Annotated in this window: 16 protein-coding genes; all 16 read left to right on the top strand. The window is 42.5% G+C overall.

Annotation, left to right across the window (positions count from 1 at the left end; translation table 11 throughout):
• Positions 1-150: 150 nt before the first annotated feature.
• The 16 genes from mnmA to GSF08_RS08350 all read left to right on the top strand — a co-directional run bounded on the left by mnmA (position 151) and on the right by GSF08_RS08350 (position 16,288).
• Positions 151-1,311, top strand: a complete 1,161-nt coding sequence (gene mnmA, locus GSF08_RS08425) for a tRNA 2-thiouridine(34) synthase MnmA (protein ID WP_160625366.1) — start codon at positions 151-153, stop codon at positions 1,309-1,311.
• Positions 1,241-1,996 carry a CPBP family intramembrane glutamic endopeptidase gene (locus GSF08_RS08420; RefSeq protein WP_160625365.1) on the top strand — a complete coding sequence of 252 codons (756 nt, stop codon included), beginning with the start codon at positions 1,241-1,243 and terminating at the stop codon, positions 1,994-1,996. The genes mnmA and GSF08_RS08420 overlap by 71 nt, the downstream gene beginning before the upstream one ends.
• Positions 1,997-2,008: 12 nt before the next feature.
• Positions 2,009-4,180: an SF1B family DNA helicase RecD2 gene (recD2, locus tag GSF08_RS08415; RefSeq protein WP_160625364.1), complete on the top strand. Its 2,172-nt coding sequence runs from the start codon at positions 2,009-2,011 to the stop codon at positions 4,178-4,180.
• A 45-nt stretch (positions 4,181-4,225) separates the two neighbouring features.
• Complete coding sequence (locus GSF08_RS08410) at positions 4,226-4,402, top strand: hypothetical protein (RefSeq protein WP_160625363.1); 177 nt, start codon at positions 4,226-4,228, stop codon at positions 4,400-4,402.
• Positions 4,403-4,423: 21 nt separating this feature from the next.
• A complete protein-coding gene (locus GSF08_RS08405) occupies positions 4,424-5,512 on the top strand; it encodes an AI-2E family transporter (protein WP_160625362.1) in 1,089 nt (362 codons plus the stop codon).
• 262 nt (positions 5,513-5,774) lie between these two features.
• Positions 5,775-8,405: an alanine--tRNA ligase gene (gene alaS / locus GSF08_RS08400; protein WP_160625361.1), complete on the top strand. Its 2,631-nt coding sequence runs from the start codon at positions 5,775-5,777 to the stop codon at positions 8,403-8,405.
• A gap of 56 nt (positions 8,406-8,461) precedes the next feature.
• Positions 8,462-8,716, top strand: a complete 255-nt coding sequence (locus tag GSF08_RS08395) for an IreB family regulatory phosphoprotein (RefSeq protein ID WP_160625360.1) — start codon at positions 8,462-8,464, stop codon at positions 8,714-8,716.
• Positions 8,717-9,130 carry a Holliday junction resolvase RuvX gene (ruvX, locus tag GSF08_RS08390; protein ID WP_160625359.1) on the top strand — a complete coding sequence of 138 codons (414 nt, stop codon included), beginning with the start codon at positions 8,717-8,719 and terminating at the stop codon, positions 9,128-9,130.
• A gap of 39 nt (positions 9,131-9,169) precedes the next feature.
• Positions 9,170-9,427 carry a DUF1292 domain-containing protein gene (locus tag GSF08_RS08385; protein WP_160625358.1) on the top strand — a complete coding sequence of 86 codons (258 nt, stop codon included), beginning with the start codon at positions 9,170-9,172 and terminating at the stop codon, positions 9,425-9,427.
• On the top strand, positions 9,408-10,493 hold the full coding sequence (gene mltG, locus GSF08_RS08380) for an endolytic transglycosylase MltG (RefSeq protein WP_160625357.1): 1,086 nt from the start codon (positions 9,408-9,410) through the stop codon (positions 10,491-10,493). Before GSF08_RS08385 ends, mltG begins: the two co-directional genes overlap by 20 nt.
• Positions 10,494-10,496: 3 nt before the next feature.
• A complete protein-coding gene (udk, locus tag GSF08_RS08375; protein ID WP_160625356.1) occupies positions 10,497-11,129 on the top strand; it encodes a uridine kinase in 633 nt (210 codons plus the stop codon).
• A 23-nt stretch (positions 11,130-11,152) separates the two neighbouring features.
• Complete coding sequence (gene greA, locus GSF08_RS08370) at positions 11,153-11,632, top strand: transcription elongation factor GreA (protein ID WP_160625355.1); 480 nt, start codon at positions 11,153-11,155, stop codon at positions 11,630-11,632.
• A 78-nt stretch (positions 11,633-11,710) separates the two neighbouring features.
• Positions 11,711-12,172, top strand: a complete 462-nt coding sequence (locus tag GSF08_RS08365) for a ComEA family DNA-binding protein (RefSeq protein WP_160625354.1) — start codon at positions 11,711-11,713, stop codon at positions 12,170-12,172.
• Positions 12,163-14,115 (top strand): ComEC/Rec2 family competence protein, encoded by a 1,953-nt coding sequence (locus tag GSF08_RS08360; RefSeq protein ID WP_160625353.1) that lies wholly within the window; start codon positions 12,163-12,165, stop codon positions 14,113-14,115. Before GSF08_RS08365 ends, GSF08_RS08360 begins: the two co-directional genes overlap by 10 nt.
• Complete coding sequence (gene holA / locus GSF08_RS08355) at positions 14,115-15,071, top strand: DNA polymerase III subunit delta (protein ID WP_347337995.1); 957 nt, start codon at positions 14,115-14,117, stop codon at positions 15,069-15,071. The genes GSF08_RS08360 and holA overlap by 1 nt, the downstream gene beginning before the upstream one ends.
• A 2-nt stretch (positions 15,072-15,073) precedes the next feature.
• Positions 15,074-16,288 (top strand): L-serine ammonia-lyase, iron-sulfur-dependent, subunit alpha, encoded by a 1,215-nt coding sequence (locus tag GSF08_RS08350; protein ID WP_160625351.1) that lies wholly within the window; start codon positions 15,074-15,076, stop codon positions 16,286-16,288.
• The last annotated feature ends 13 nt before the right edge of the window (positions 16,289-16,301 follow it).

Genomic DNA, 16,301 nt, shown 5'->3' with positions numbered 1-16,301 from the left:
AGTTAAGCACTCCAGCGGCGACAATAACCGGGCCTGCCCCGTGTGAAGATAGCTCATTGCCAGGTGATCGACTCTCTTCTCTTTGTTGAGAGTCTTTTTTTATTCCTTTCCTGCTTCGGTTCTTGTATAATGAATGATAAGGTGATATATATGAAAGAACGTGTTTTGCTTGGTTTATCCGGAGGTGTAGACTCCGCCGTTGCGGCTTATATACTGAAAGAGCAGGGTTATCATGTAACCTGCGCTTTTATGCGAAATTGGGATGCTTTGGCCAATAATGACATCAAAGGAAATCCAACCATTCAAAATGATGTGTGTCCGCAGGAGAAGGACTATCAGGATGCGAAGGCTGTTGCTGATGCGCTTGGTTTAAAGCTGCTGCGCATTGATTTTATCAAAGAATACTGGGATTATGTTTTCTCCGAGTTTCTTGAAGAATACAAAAAGGGAAGAACACCCAACCCGGACATTCTATGTAATAAATACATTAAATTTGATGCATTTTTAAAATTTGCAGATGAGTTGGGTTTTGATCGTATTGCGACCGGTCATTATGCACAAGTACAGCACAATGAAACCGAGAGCATTATGCTGAGGGGTGCGGATGATAATAAAGATCAAACCTATTTTTTATGTCAGTTGTCTCAAACTGCTCTGCGCCGGACATTGTTTCCCATTGGCAATTTAGAAAAACAGGCGGTTCGCAGTATTGCAAAAGAACAAAAGCTGCCGGTTGCGGAAAAAAAGGATTCGACCGGTATCTGTTTTATTGGCGAACGTAATTTTCGGGAATTTCTCCAGAATTATCTTCCCTCCAAGAATGGTCCAATCGTTGATATCTGCACCTTAAAAACAGTTGGTGAGCATATTGGTGTGATGTATTATACTATCGGTCAGCGAAAAGGACTTGGAATCGGCGGAAATCTTGGGCCTTGGTTTGTGGCAGGTAAAGATGTTGAAAAAAATATTCTGTATGTATGCAATGGTGATGAAAATGACTGGCTGTATTCAGACAGCTGTTTAGTCTCACATATAAATTGGATTGGATCGCTTTATCCTAACCCTACTATGCATTGTTCAGCTAAATTTCGGTACCGCCAAAAGGATCATTTTGTCACGGTTACGATGATGAGTGATGATACAGCCATGGTTGTTTTTGATGATCCGATATCATCCATTACCTGCGGTCAGGAAGCGGTTTTTTACGAGAATGAGATTTGTATGGGAGGGGGCGTGATTGATGATGTCTTTATTCACGAGGTTTCTTTATCCAAACGTATCAGCGAACGGGCAGATAACAAAATGGAGTAAAACACCGTTGTCAAAAACCCGTATCAGTTTATTGCTGCTGCATTATTTTATAGGGTATACGTTAATTTATCCTTATATTATGGCAAGAATTACATTGATGCTGGATCCCCATGCGGTCACTGTCGGCACACCGATTCAATTGATTACGTATGCATATGTTCTTATAGTAACCATTATTTTAATTTGGCCGCTCTTGAAAGAGTCTTGGGCAAATATGCCGAAAAATCCAATGCAGATTTTTCGAATTGTCACGCGTAATATGATCCTGCTCTATGTGATCTACATTGGTATGAGTATTTTGCTTACATTAGTTACTCAGCAGAGTACAAGCAATAATCAAACGTCGATTACGCAGTCAATGGATGAACAGCGTTTGCTTACCGTAGGAGTTGCACTGTTGTTCGCTCCAATTGTTGAAGAATGCATCTGCCGCGGCGTGGTATTTCGTACACTTCGTTCACGATGGGGGTTCTTACCGTGCGCACTTATATCGGGATTGGTGTTTGGGCTCCTTCATTGTTATACATCGATCTTTACCGGTGACTTTAATGATCTGTGGTTCATTTTGATCTATGGTCTGGTTGGCTTCTTCATGTGCCGTGCATATGAACAATCGGAAAGTATTTATGGGGCAATCCTGCTTCATTTCGTATATAACAGCATAGCTATGCTGTTTGTCTTATAGGAGAGTGAGTTCATGGCGGAATCAACAATGCTGAAAGCAAAACACATAGTGACGATTTTCCGCAATGATACCAACGGTTATACAGTTGCCAAATTTCGCCTGTACAATGTAGATGAAAAGGAAATAATCGGTACTGGTGTTCTGCCGAAGCTGCAGGATGATGTAATGTACGAGATCAGCGGTGTTTATGAAGAGCATCCCCGCTATGGCATGCAATTTCAGATTGCACATATTGAAATGTCAAAGCCAAATGATGAAGAGTCGTTAATTCGGTACTTCTCAAGCGCGCAGTTTCCGGGCATTGGTAAAAAAAGCGCGGAGATGATCGTATTAGCATTGGGCAGTGATTGTATAGAAAACATCAAAAAGGATCCTGATATTTTGAATACTGTCATCGGTATGAACGAGCGGAAGAAGAAAAGTATTGTGCAGGGAGTCATGGAAAATGAGCAGCTGGATGATTCAATCACGTTTTTTTCTCAGCGTGGAATATCCATACGCAATATCATGAAAATTGAGGCGGCTTATGGGGAAGAGGCCATCATGATCGTTAAAGAAAATCCCTATCAATTGGTCGAGGATATCGACGGAATCGGCTTTGTCACGGCAGACAAGCTGGGAAGAGCGCTGGATTTTGATTATGACCATCCGTTTCGTCTTCGTGCGATGGTCTTATCTGCAATACAGGAGCTTACCATGTCAACTGGTAACAGTTATACGACATATCCTGCGTTATCAAAGAGTTTACAGCGAAAATTGGGGAGTGTGTTCGATCTGGAAGCTGTGCTGCAAGCCCTTATCTCCAGCCGTCAGGTCATGGTGGAGGACGAACGCATTTATCATCATGATCAATACGATGCGGAGAAAGGAATTGCGACATTTTTAAGCGGGTTTCCATATCGGGAAGAAAAGCTGGAGCTGCCATCATATTTTGATGATGAAGTCAAGGTCATGGAACAGGATTTTGCCATTGCTTATGAAGCAAAGCAGAAAGAAGCAATGCGCACCTTTTTCACTTCTCCATTCATGATTTTGACCGGTGGACCGGGTACTGGTAAGACAACGATTGTACGGGGCATCCTGTCATTATATAAAAAGTTTTATCCAGGATCGGAAATCGCTGTATGTGCACCTACCGGTCGGGCTGCTAAACGGCTTAGTGAGCTGGGAGAGGCAGATGCAACAACGATTCATCGTCTTTTAAAATGGAATTTGGAATCCAATACTTTTGAAGTCAATGACCAAAATCCACTGACTGCTGATTTACTCATCATTGATGAGTTTTCAATGGTTGATCAATGGCTCTTCTATCATCTTCTGAAAGCCTCCAAGCAGATTTCACAGATTGTACTGATCGGAGATGAGGATCAACTTCCAAGTGTTGGCCCCGGCTGTGTATTAAAGGATTTAATCGGTTCTAATCTGTTTTCTTTAGTACGATTGGATAAAATCTTTCGGCAGAGTGAGGGCAGTGATGTTGTAACGCTGGCACATGAGGTTCGCGAGGGGTGCTGTGAGGTATTGGATCATGCATCTGATATTGCCTTTTTTCATTGCGATCATTATGATATGAAGGATCAGATATTAAAGGTTGTGCAAAATGCATTTATGAAAGGATACGCTGACACGGATGTGCAGGTTCTGGCGCCTATGTATGGCGGGATTGCAGGTATTGATGCCTTAAATCACGCCTTGCAGAAAATGTGCAATCCCTATGATCCCGATAAGCGGGAATATAAAAGCGGCTTTCGCATTCTTCGCGAAGGTGATAAGGTGCTGCAGTTGAAGAACCAACCGGATGATGATGTTTATAACGGTGATATCGGCAAGATTATTGAAATTGCCAGTCCCCATGAAACAATGAATCATCAGGTCATGATTACAGTTGATTTTGACGGTGTATTAGTGAGCTACGGACCTGATCAAATATCTAATATCACACACGCTTACTGTATTTCCATTCATAAATCACAGGGAAGTGAATATCCGATCGTCATTATGCCGGTACTGAAGGATTATGGTTTTATGTTACAGAAGCGATTGCTTTATACGGGCATTACGCGTGCAAAACGATCACTGGTGATGCTCGGTTCCAAAGCGGTTTTCCAACAGGCCATCAGCCGTGAAGACCGCAGTGGAAGGCAGACGACACTGGTTAAGCGTTTATGGGAACTCTGCGAATAATTATTCAGGCTGCTCACATACTAAAAGCGATAAGGAGTGAGCAATATGAAGAAAGAACTGTTAATTCTAACCGCTGGACTGGCAGCCGGCATGTATATCGGCTACACCCGCGAAGATGAACTGGATGATGTCTGCCGCAAAACGAAAAAATGCCGTCGGAAAATGATGAAGAAAATGCATTCGATGGAAGACGGTCTTTGTGATTATTTGGACATCCATTAACCCCATATGGGGTTTTTCTATATGAAGGACCATTTTGTAAAATGGGCAAAGTTTGCCCGTCAGGCATTATTTCCGATTCTATCGCTCTTTTTTCTAGTCCTGCTGCTTAAGCAAATTGGTGTATATGAACGTATTATCACCTTGTATGAGGCGTTAATACCGATCCTGCTCGGCATATTGATCGCATTCTTTTTTCAGCCGGTCATCGATCGCTTTCAGAAGCGTTTCTCGCGTAAGCTGTCAGTAACGATCGTATATGGAATCGTTTTAATTGTGATCGTGCTGCTGCTAGTCTTTATTGTTCCGATTCTATACAAACAGATTGCCGATCTTTCCAAAATGGTGCCTGACTGGCTGAATCAAATTGAGGCTCTGTTATTAAAGCTTCATATACCCTTGGATCGCTTCACGGCAATGAAAGAGACAGTTATGAACGAAGGAATCGATGTTATCTGGAATTCACTGGTTTCCGGTATGGGAACCATGACACGGCTGGCGATCGGTTATATGACAGGTTTTTTTATTTCGTTGGATTTGGAATTTTGGATTTATACATGTCATAAGCTTATTCCCAATTATCATCGTTTTACCAATTTTTATAAAACCATGAGCACCATTATCTATCAGTATCTGATTGGTACTGTGATTGATCTTCTATTTATCGTAGTTACCGTAGGGATCGTCTTGTATATTGCAGATTTTCCCAATGCTTTGTTGTATGCCGTCATTCTGGCATTATTCAATTTATGGCCATATATTGGTGCAACGATCGGTCTGATCATCATCGGGATTGTTTCTGCGCTGAGTTTTTCCACAATACCGATTCTTCCGCTGTTCATCGTGTGGTTAATACAACAGCTGGAATCTAACATCATTCAGCCGTTGATTTTCAATAAGACAATGGATGTTCGCCCGATCCTCACGTTTATTTCTTTGTTTGTCAGTGAAGCACTGCTGGGCATCATCGGGGTAATTCTTTCTCCGATCTTTGCGGCAATCGCCCAGATTATCTTTCGCTCCTATTTGCATGCCCAGACATCAGATGAAATCGGAGAGTGGGAGGATATCTGGTATGATTTTGATGAGGTAATGAAAAAAATTGAACAATAACATTGCTTTAAGAAGGATGGTTATGCTATAATTGCCACGATATGTAGCGATGAAGAACATAATATCTGAGAGTACTCTGCCAAGAGAAAAAGCGGTTGGTGAAAGCTTACAGAGGTTATCAGGGAGGCTGGTTTGGAGCTGCGCGCAGGGCCTGCGAAATATAGGCTTATGAGGGCATGAGAAATTCATGAACTAGGATGGTACCGCGTATTTTTACGTTCCTGGATGCAGGGACGTTTTTTTATTTCAGGAGGAAATTTATATGAAAAACTTGACCGGTAACGAAATTCGACAGTTATTTTTGGATTATTTCAAAAAACAGGGACACATGATTGAACCAGGCGCATCTTTGATTCCGCATAACGATCCCACTTTGCTGTGGATCAATGCGGGAGTAGCAGCTTTGAAAAAGTATTTTGATGGCTCTATGAAACCCGCTTCTCCAAGAATCGCCAATGCGCAGAAATCAATCCGCACCAATGATATTGAGAACGTCGGTAAAACGGCTCGGCATCACACATTTTTTGAAATGCTCGGCAACTTCTCCATCGGTGATTACTTCAAGCCCGAAGCAATTCGTTTCGCCTGGGAGTTTTTAACCAGTGAAGAATATATCGGTTTTCCTAAGGATAAGCTGTATGTGACCGTATATATAGATGATACGGAAGCATATCGCATTTGGACGGAAGAAATGCATGTTGATCCAACACATATTTTGCGCACGGCTGACAATTTCTGGCAGATTGGAGAGGGACCATGCGGTCCCGATACAGAAATTTTCTTTGACCGCGGTGAAGCATACGATCCCGAAGGTCTGGGGGAAAAATTGTTTTTTGAAGAACTGGAAAATGATCGTTATATTGAAGTATGGAATGTTGTTTTTTCACAATATGATGGTAAAGAAGGTGTTGATCGCAAGCTGTATAAAGAATTGCCGCAGAAGAACATCGATACCGGTATGGGGCTGGAGCGTTTGACCGCAATCGTTCAGGAAGGAGAAACCAACTTTGATACGGACTTGTTCCTTCCGATTATTCGGGCAACTGAAAAATTATCAGTTCATCCGTATGCCGATGAATATAAAATGGCTTATCGAGTTATTGCCGATCACATTCGTACCGTTACATTTGCTTTGGCAGATGGTGCACTGTTTGCCAATGAGGGCCGCGGATACGTCCTTCGCCGAGTGCTTCGCCGCGCGGTTCGATTTGGCCGCAAGCTGGAAATCAGCGGTTCTTTCATGTATCAGCTGGTACCGGTAGTTTATGATATTATGAAAGACTATTATCCATATATCAAAGCGAAAATTGATTATATTCAGAAACTGGTAAAAGCAGAGGAAGAACGTTTCCACGCCACGCTTGCGGATGGTGAAAAGCTTTTGAATGAGGTTATGGAGCAGCTGCCGGGAACTGAGATTGATGGCAAAACAGCTTTTAAATTGTATGATACATATGGCTTTCCATTTGAGCTGACGATTGAAATTGCTGAAGAGGCCGGTTATACCGTAGATAAAGAAGGATTCGATCATGAGATGGAGAAACAGCGCCAGCTGGCGAAAGCAGCCCGTGAAGAAGTTCAATCCATGGCGTCTCAATCCAAAGATTTGATGGATTTTACTGAAGAAAGCGTTTTTGTCGGATATGATAATCTTCAAGGAACTGCTGAGGTCATTGCCCTGTTCAAGGATGGCGCCAGAGTTGCGGAACTTCACGATGAAGGCGACATCATCCTGAATCAGACAGTATTCTATGCAGAAAGCGGCGGACAGATTGCGGACAGCGGCACGATGGAAAATAAGCAGACCTTACTCCATGTGAAAGACGTGAAAAAAGCACCGCATAAACAGCATTTGCATCATGTAGTACTGAGCAGCGGCAGTTTGAAAGAGCACGATACTTTGAGCATGCAGGTAGATAAGCAGCGGCGTGAACGGATTACGGCAAACCATTCTTGTACTCATTTGCTGCAAAGCGCCCTGAAACAGGTTGTCGGTAGTCATATACAGCAGGCTGGTTCCTTTGTTTCCGATGAATATCTGCGTTTCGATTTCACGCATTTTGAAAAGGTAAATGATGCTCAATTGGTGCAGATTGAGAAAATTGTTAATACGTATATTGAGGCTCATTATCCGGTTGTCAAGGAAATGATGGCGATTGAGGAAGCGAAAAAGAGTGGAGCGACAGCACTCTTTGATGAGAAATACGGCGAGGTTGTCCGTGTGGTAACCATGGGTGATGTATCCAAAGAATTTTGCGGCGGTTGTCATGTAAACAATACACAGGAAATCGGCTTATGCAAAATCATCGCGGAAGAAAGCATCGGTTCCGGCATTCGCCGCATTACCGCAAAGACCGGCTTCAGCGCTTATGAAGATTTTCATCAGGATGAAGAGCTGTTAAAGAAAATAGCCGGTATGTTAAAAATGAATGGTTTTGCGAAAGCAGATGAGAAGGTAGCTCAGCTGCTGGCAGAAACAACACAGTTAAAGAAAGATAACGCTCAGTTGCGTAATAAAATCATGGAAGCAGAAGCAAAAGCAATCGCCGCGGAAATGGTGGAAGTAAACGGCTGCCGTATGCTCGTTAAAGTCATGCCGAAAGAAGAGGGTGTGAATTTAAAAGATATGGCTGCCTCCTTGAAGCAGAAGGCGGATAATGCAGTTGTATTTCTGGCTATGGCCGATCAAAATAAGGTTGTATTTGCGGCCAGTGCTGGTGAGCGAGCAATTAAGAACGGTATTCACTGCGGTAACTTGGTAAAGGAAGCCGCAATGGTGTGCAAAGGAAACGGCGGCGGTCGTCCGGATTTGGCACAGGCCGGCGGTAAAGATGCTTCAAAACTTGATGAAGCGATGGAAATTGTGAAAAATAAACTAGGCTTAGTACTTTAAATTTCGTATCTTTTACGTTAAAATAAGAAGTAATAAGACGAAAAGGAGGTAATAGCATGAAAGATATTACTGAAACGATGTCATTTAAGTCTGATGAGCTGCGCCGTGATAACATCAAGCACGTTCTTCGCATTGTCAAGGAAGCATTAGATGAGCGCGGTTATAATTCTGTAAATCAGCTGGCAGGTTATTTAATTTCAAATGATCCTGCTTACATTTCCAGTCATAATAATGCTCGCTCAATCATTCAGAGCGTAGAACGTTACGAAATAATCGAGGAGCTTGTGAGAGCATACCTCGAAGAGAAATAGATGCGTATTCTAGGCCTGGATTTGGGAAGCGTAACGCTTGGCGTGAGCGTGAGCGATGTGATGGGGCTGATTGCCCGTCCGGTGGAAACACTGCGCTTTCCCAGTGATGACTATGATGCTGCATTTGAAAAAGTAAAGCCATTAATTGATGAATTTGCAATTAAAACGGTGGTGCTTGGCTTGCCAAAGCATATGAACGGTGATGTCGGCATTCGCGGTGAAATATCCATAGCATTTAAGGCGAAGCTGGAAACATTGGGGTTGGATGTTGTATTGTGGGATGAGCGTCTGACCACAGTAGCAGCTAATCGGATCCTGCTTCAGGCCGATGTATCGCGAAAGAAGCGCAAACAGGTTATTGATCAAATGGCTGCAGTACAGATCTTGCAGAGTTATCTGGACAGTAGAAACTAAAGGGCGCACAGCCCTTTGTTTTATATGGAGGAAAGAAATATGTTGGAAACAAACACATTATTTGTAAAAGACGAAGATGGAAACGAAATTGAAATGCAGATTTTATTTACCTTTGAGGATGAAGCGAATAATCGTAAGTATGTAGTATTTACGGACCCTAAGCTGGATGATGAGGAAGTATATGCGTCCCGCTACGACGATGAAGGCAGTCTGCTGCCGGTTGAGACCGACGAAGAGTGGACCATGATTGAAGAAGTAATTGGAGCGTTCAGTGAAGATGAAGAAGCTGCTGAATAAGTTCAAGGAATTGAAAAAAGCGTATCAAATCGCGCTGGCGGCACTACTGGCTGTAATCCTTATCCTGATCGGCTGTGCCGGCTTTTACAATGTTAATTTGCAGGCGGTTTCTTCAAGTGATAAAACAGTTCTGTTTGAAATCAGTGAAGGACAGACCTCTGATCAGATCATTGCAAATTTAAAAGAACAAAAGCTCATCAAGAACACAACGGTCACAAAATTGTATATGAAAATGCACGGTTTGGGAGATATGAAAGCAGGTTTTTTTGATTTGAACCGATCTTGGGATACGGAAAAGATTTTAAAAACGCTGAATGATTCCAAAAAAGCTAAACAGGATCAGGTTGTGATTACCTTCAAAGAGGGTATTTGGGCAAAAGATATTGCGGCGCAAATTCATACGAAGATGGGGATTGATGCGAATGCTCTGACGGCGCTTTGGAATGATGATACATACTTAAAAAAGATGATTCAAAAATATGAATTTCTGGATGACAGCATTTTGAATCCGCAGACAAAGATAAAACTGGAAGGCTATCTTTTTCCGGAAACATATGCTTTTAACAAATCTGCTACCCCAGAAGAAATCACAAAGACTTTCTTAGATCATTTTGATGTCATATATCAGAAATATAAGAAAGAAATCAAAGCCAGCGGAAAGAGCATGCATGATTTGATTACCATGGCTAGTATCGTACAATATGAGGCAAGAACCAAAGCGGATATGAAGCTGGTAGCTGGTGTATTCTACAATCGTTTAAAAAAGGATATGACGCTGGGGTCTAGTGTGACTGTTTGTTATGCGCTGTATGATCAGCTGACAGACTGGAAGTCTTGTGAAATCAATTATGATCTGGATTCACCATACAATACCAATATCCATAAGGGACTTCCGATCGGTCCCATTCTCAACCCCGGTGAGAATGCTATTCAGGCAACTTTGAATCCAACAGCATCGGATTATCTGTATTTTGTAGCGGACGTTTATGGAAATGGCGACATGCATTTTGCGAAAACATATGAAGAGCATCAGGCGAATATTGAAAAATATAATTTGGGGATGTAAATCATGAACAGTTCAATTATTATTGGGATTGCCGGAGGCAGTGCTTCCGGTAAGACCTCTATATCCAGACAACTCAAGGAAGCATTTGAAAATACACAATCGGTTGTAATCATTCGACAGGACGACTATTATAAGGATCAGCATCAGAAAACGATGGAAGAACGAATCAAAACCAATTATGATCATCCATTTGCTTTTGATAATGAATTATTGGTGGAACATTTGAAAACACTGACCAGTGGTGGAAGTGTTGAGAAGCCTACCTATGATTTTGTACATCATACGCGCAGCGATCATGTGGAGCATATTGATTCCAGTGATGTTATCGTAATCGAAGGACTGTTTGTGCTGGAGAATGAAGAATTGCGCGATCTATGTGATATTAAAGTTTTTGTGGACACAGATGCGGATATCCGCTTTATCCGTCGATTATTACGGGATGTTAATGATCGCGGCAGAACGCTTGATTCGGTGGTAACACAATATACGACTAGGGTCCGTGATATGCACAATCAGTTCGTTGAACCAAGCAAGCGCTATGCTGATGTAATTATACCGGAAGGCGGTCAGAATTCGGTTGCGATCGATCTGCTGCTGACAAAAATTAGTAGTATAATCCACCGAAACGTGGTATAATATCGACCGATAGGAGTGAAAAAATGACTCAGAAAAAAATATTAGTAACCCAGCAGGGTTATGATGAACTTCTTAAAGAGCAGGATCATTTGATCCATGTCGTACGCAATGAAGTAATTAAAGAACTGCAGGAGGCTCGTGCTCAGGGTGACTTGAGTGAGAACGCTGACTACGATGCTGCTCGTGATCATCAGGCACGGGTTGAAGCACGTATCCGTGAACTGGAAATCATGCTTTCTAACGTAGAGCTGATCGATGAAACAAAATTGACAAAATCGACTAAGACAGTGAGTCTTGGATCAACTGTAAGAATCCTGGATCTTTCAAGCAATGAAGAGGAAGAATATACGATTGTTGGTTCGGTTGAGGCCGATCCACTGAATGGTAAGTTATCCAATGTTGCTCCTTTGGCGGTAGCGCTGCTGGATCATAAGGTGGGCAGCACCGTCGAAATTGAAAATGTGGAAGAGCCGTACGAAGTAAAAATTTTAGAGATTCGTTAATGAGATGTATTCAAAGGAATACATCTTTTTTATTAGGATTTTTGTAACCGGTCACGTAGAAACAGACAGGTGACCATCATGAAAAAACTGTTTATGCTGCTGATTATCGGTTTGTTGTACTATCAGGAATATCACTTTGTCAACTTGAATCAATATCGAAGTGATCATATTCAAATTGAAATCAAGGGGGAAGTCCAAAATCCGGGAGTTATACAATTAGATCGCAATGCAAATGTTGAGGAGGCTTTAAAGCAGGTAAAACCTACTGCTGAGGCTGATCTGACATCCATCAATCTGGCGCAAAAGCTGGAAAACGGCAGTGTTTTGGTCATAGCGAAAAAGCAGAACAGAGTATGTATTTCAATCAACAGTGCAGGAGTCGATGCTCTTGATGGGCTGCCGGGTATTGGTCCGGCTATTGCCAAGCGCATTTTGGAATATCGGAAGGTGAAATCATTTTCAGCACTCGAGCAGCTGATGGAGGTCAAAGGGATTGGTGATAAGCTATTTCAAAAGCTAAAAGCGTTTATTTGTCTTTAAAGGACAATTGGCTGCAGCTGGCATTTTGTATTTGGGTCGGCATGATGATCAGCCAGCCATGGCTGAAAATTCTGTATGCGTGTCTATGTGTTATCTGGTTTGTTCACATTCAAAAGGGTCCGTTATGGATCTTGATTCTGATGATGCTTGCATTTCAGGTGCGGGGTATTCAGAATATACAAGAACCTGTATCCGATATTTGGAAGGTGAAGGATATTCGCAAAAGCTATGTCATTGCCCAGCACGGACAAGCGAAGGTGATCCTGTATCATGTGGAATCCGTATCCATGGATGATGTGATACAAGTACAGGGAAGTTGGGAGCGAATCCACTCCAATCATAATTTTTATGGTTTTCAGTTTGATCGCTGGGCCCGCCGGCAGGGAATCTATTACAGTATGTATGTAAAGCAGTATCAGGTAATAGATGCATCCTCATCGCTGCGTGCTTCCTTGTATCGGCGTGCAGCTGCGCTGCCCCAATCAATACGAAACAAGGTGATGCAGGCACTATATGGAATTCAGGAGGAGGAAACAGACCTACCGTATATGGTTTCTTCCAGTGGTATGCATATCAGTTTTTTATGCCGCATTTTGGAAAAGCTGCTTCAATATTGGCTGAATCCGTTCTGGGTATTCATTTTATCACTTTCAGGAATGACCTTGCTTGGTGAAATAACGGTATTTTCTTTGGCCTTGAAACGAATATTGATCTTTCGGATCATATATTATCTGATGAAAAAACAATCTGTTCATGATCGGTTGGGGGTCAGTATCCTTATCTTCCTTTTCTTATATCCTAGTCATTATCAGGAGCTTTGCTTGGTTCTCCCGGTGCTGTTTCATTTATCAGGGATTTTTTATCATCAAATATCCAAATGGCTCTCATCTATCTTACTTTTACTGCCGGTTCAGCTGCTTTACTTTTATGAGTGTGATCTCATTCAACTGATTGGTTTTCAGTTTCAGCGAATTCTGTTTGCCCTGCATTATCTGGCGGCGTGGGTTAGTATGTTATCGGGACAGAATATCGGTCTGACTATCACTTATGATCTTGTGCAGGGGCTGCAACAGCTTCCGTTGATTGCGGTGCTGGGCTATCCTTCCCTTTTATGGCTGTTTCTTTGGGTATCCCATACTCTGAAATTGCTTCAGCTGCCAAGAAGGAAGGATGCTATAAAGCTGATGGGTCTCTTGGTAATCCAGCAATATCAACTATTTTTAAATCCTTTTGGGGAGGTGATGTTTCTTGATATCGGTCAGGGTGATACAGCGTTGATTACCTTGCCGTTTGGGCAGGGTACATTTCTTATTGACATCGCCGGACATCATACGCGTAATTTGCCAAAGCAGATTGTGCTTCCGGTTTTAAAGGCGAAGGGGATTCAGCATTTGGACGCTGTAATTTTATCACATGATGATTTTGATCACAGCGGTGGATTGAAGCAGCTGAAGGAATTTATATCAATACATCGTATCATTCGAGAAAAGCATGAAACTGTGCGAATTGGCAATGTTGAAATGCAGAATCTGTTGTATGATCAGAAGTATTTGGATAAAAATGAGAATTCTTTGATTTTTTATTTTGAACTTGGCGGACTTTACTATTTGTTTACTGGTGATGCGGGAAGAACTGCAGAGCAGGAAATTATGCGGCAGTATCCCAAACTGACCGCTGATATCTTGAAGGCAGGACACCATGGCAGTCAAACCAGTTCTGATCCGGCTTTTTTGCACCAGCTTCATCCTATGCTGGCCGTTTTATCAAGCGGCTATCACAACCGCTATGGTCATCCCCATCCAAAGACACTGGAAACCTTGAATCGTCAGCAGATCAGTTATCGCAACACTGCCGAAAGTGGCGCTGTATCAATACTCTTTTTCAAAAACTTGAACCTTTTCAGGACAGCAAGTCATGAATTTGATATAATAACAACTAGGTGATGACATTGAATTATGTGTTATATGGAGAAGAGCGTGCATTGCTTCAAAAAACGCTTTCGTTACTGATCAAAGAAAACAGCGGGAATGATATGATGAATACCGCAACCTATGATTTGATGAATCAGTCCTTAGGTATGGTATTGGATGATGCACAGACCATTCCTTTTTTCGGTGAGCGAAAAGTGGTGATTGCCGCCCATGCTGATTTTTTAAGCGGCGGTGGGGAACTGCCGGATGGGATTGAAGCATTGGAACAGTATCTAAAATCACCTATGGAATCAACCGTATTAATTTTTACCGGCGAATTTCCGAAGCTTGACAGCCGGAAAAAGATCGTTAAGCTTGTTCAAAAAACCTGTAAGGTTCTTACCTTTTCCAAGCTGGATGATTTAGGAAAAGCAAACTATATAAAAGAGCAGCTGGCCAAACGAAACATCCATATGGACAAAGCGGCATTTCAAGAGCTTCTGAAGCGGCTGCCGGCGGATGTTGGGGAAATTATGCAAGCTATGGATAAGCTTGAACTATTATCTAAAGATATCCAAAAAGCAGATGTTGCAGCACTTGTGACGCGGCCATTAGATGATAATGTATTTGATTTGGTAAATGCGGTCGTTAAAAAGGATATTCGGCAATCGTTCCATCTATGGCAGGATTTATCCGCTTTAAATAAGGATGCCATCTATTTGATAGCGATGCTGGCAAGTCAATTTCGGTTTCTGTATCAAGTGAAATCTTTGCAGATGCAGGGATGCAGTGAGCGAGAGATTACCCAACAGCTGGGAGCACATCCTTTCCGGGTGAAAAAATCGCTGGAAAGCGTACAGAATTTGCGCGCTGAGGAAATCATGGCTACACTGGCCTCCTTGGCAGATCTGGATCAGCAGATCAAGGGCGGCAGAATTGACAAAGATATGGGATTTGAATTATTTTTATTACGTACGCAGGGAGATTGATTATGAAGTCGTTAAAAGAACTATATCGAATTGGACCAGGGCCTTCTTCTTCTCATACATTGGGTCCGCAGCGGGCATGTTTAAAATTCAAGGCAGCATTTGCCGCAGCAGCAAGCATGCAGGCAGATCTTTTCGGTTCGCTGGCATTAACCGGAAAAGGTCATGGAACAGACACCATTATCAAGAAGACGATGGAGCCTATTGCTTGTGAAGTGTTATTTCATCATGAGGATGTTAAACTGCCGCATCCCAATACAATGAAGCTTACTGCGTTTGATTTGCAGAAAAATGTTCTGGGAGAGTGGACAATCTGTTCAATCGGCGGCGGTGCCATTCGTATTATTGGGGTTGAAGATGAAGACGGAAAAGAAATTTATCCACAGAAGAGCTTTTCTGAAATCAAGGCATTTTGTAGCTGTCATGATTTAGATTTAGCTGAATATGTGGATCATTATGAAAAAATAGATGATTATTTGGAAGCAATTTTTCATCAGATGATGGAAACTGTAAAACAAGGGCTTGCAAGTGAAGGTATTCTGCCAGGCAAGCTGAAGCTGCAGCGTACCGCCGGATCCTTGCATCGCAAGGCGAAGGCGGCGCTGATTCCTTCCGAGAAAGAGAAGCTGCTGCTGAGTGCTTATGCTTATGCGGCGAGCGAAGAAAATGCCGGCGGCGGGATGACCGTGACCGCACCGACATTAGGCAGCAGCGGTATCCTTCCAGCTATCCTTTATTATCATCATTATGACCTGCATATGCCCTTAGAGATGATGATTCGCGGATTAAAGATAGCAGGAATTTTCGGCAATCTGATCAAACAGAATGCAACAATTTCCGGCGCGCAGGGAGGCTGCCAGGCAGAAATAGGAGCTGCATGTGCCATGGGCGCGGCAATGGCTGCTTACTTCCGCCAGCTGCCAATTCATAAAATTGAATATGCGGCAGAGATGGGAATAGAACATCATTTAGGATTAACCTGTGATCCGGTAGGCGGTTATGTAATGATACCTTGTATTGAACGCAATGCGGTTGCGGTACTGCGTTCCATGGATGCAGCCTTCTTATCTACTAACCTGCTGGATGTGCGTGATAATGTTATATCGTTTGATATGGTTGTGAATACCATGCAGTATACCGGCAAGAAGCTAGCAATCGAGCTGAGAGAAACCTCATTGGGTGGATTAGCCTTAGAAGTACCATTGGAAGAAGATGAATAAAAAAGCGAAAATG

The sequence above is a fragment of the Copranaerobaculum intestinale genome (assembly GCF_009831105.1).
Classification (GTDB): domain Bacteria; phylum Bacillota_I; class Bacilli_A; order Erysipelotrichales; family Erysipelotrichaceae; genus Copranaerobaculum; species Copranaerobaculum intestinale.
The sequence above is the reverse complement of the archived record's forward strand: the minus strand, read 5'-3'. Positions and strand labels throughout refer to the sequence as shown.

What these genes read in the sequence shown, in the direction of transcription:
- mnmA (WP_160625366.1), top strand. Translation starts at nt 151, where the DNA reads ATGAAAGAACGTGTTTTGCTTGGTTTATCCGGAGGTGTAGACTCCGCC.
- holA (WP_347337995.1), top strand. Translation starts at nt 14,115, where the DNA reads ATGACATTGAATTATGTGTTATATGGAGAAGAGCGTGCATTGCTTCAA.
- GSF08_RS08420 (WP_160625365.1), top strand. Translation starts at nt 1,241, where the DNA reads ATGATGTCTTTATTCACGAGGTTTCTTTATCCAAACGTATCAGCGAAC.
- alaS (WP_160625361.1), top strand. Translation starts at nt 5,775, where the DNA reads ATGAAAAACTTGACCGGTAACGAAATTCGACAGTTATTTTTGGATTAT.
- udk (WP_160625356.1), top strand. Translation starts at nt 10,497, where the DNA reads ATGAACAGTTCAATTATTATTGGGATTGCCGGAGGCAGTGCTTCCGGT.
- GSF08_RS08395 (WP_160625360.1), top strand. Translation starts at nt 8,462, where the DNA reads ATGAAAGATATTACTGAAACGATGTCATTTAAGTCTGATGAGCTGCGC.
- GSF08_RS08385 (WP_160625358.1), top strand. Translation starts at nt 9,170, where the DNA reads ATGTTGGAAACAAACACATTATTTGTAAAAGACGAAGATGGAAACGAA.
- GSF08_RS08350 (WP_160625351.1), top strand. Translation starts at nt 15,074, where the DNA reads ATGAAGTCGTTAAAAGAACTATATCGAATTGGACCAGGGCCTTCTTCT.
- GSF08_RS08410 (WP_160625363.1), top strand. Translation starts at nt 4,226, where the DNA reads ATGAAGAAAGAACTGTTAATTCTAACCGCTGGACTGGCAGCCGGCATG.
- recD2 (WP_160625364.1), top strand. Translation starts at nt 2,009, where the DNA reads ATGGCGGAATCAACAATGCTGAAAGCAAAACACATAGTGACGATTTTC.
- ruvX (WP_160625359.1), top strand. Translation starts at nt 8,717, where the DNA reads ATGCGTATTCTAGGCCTGGATTTGGGAAGCGTAACGCTTGGCGTGAGC.
- GSF08_RS08405 (WP_160625362.1), top strand. Translation starts at nt 4,424, where the DNA reads ATGAAGGACCATTTTGTAAAATGGGCAAAGTTTGCCCGTCAGGCATTA.
- greA (WP_160625355.1), top strand. Translation starts at nt 11,153, where the DNA reads ATGACTCAGAAAAAAATATTAGTAACCCAGCAGGGTTATGATGAACTT.
- GSF08_RS08365 (WP_160625354.1), top strand. Translation starts at nt 11,711, where the DNA reads ATGAAAAAACTGTTTATGCTGCTGATTATCGGTTTGTTGTACTATCAG.
- mltG (WP_160625357.1), top strand. Translation starts at nt 9,408, where the DNA reads ATGAAGAAGCTGCTGAATAAGTTCAAGGAATTGAAAAAAGCGTATCAA.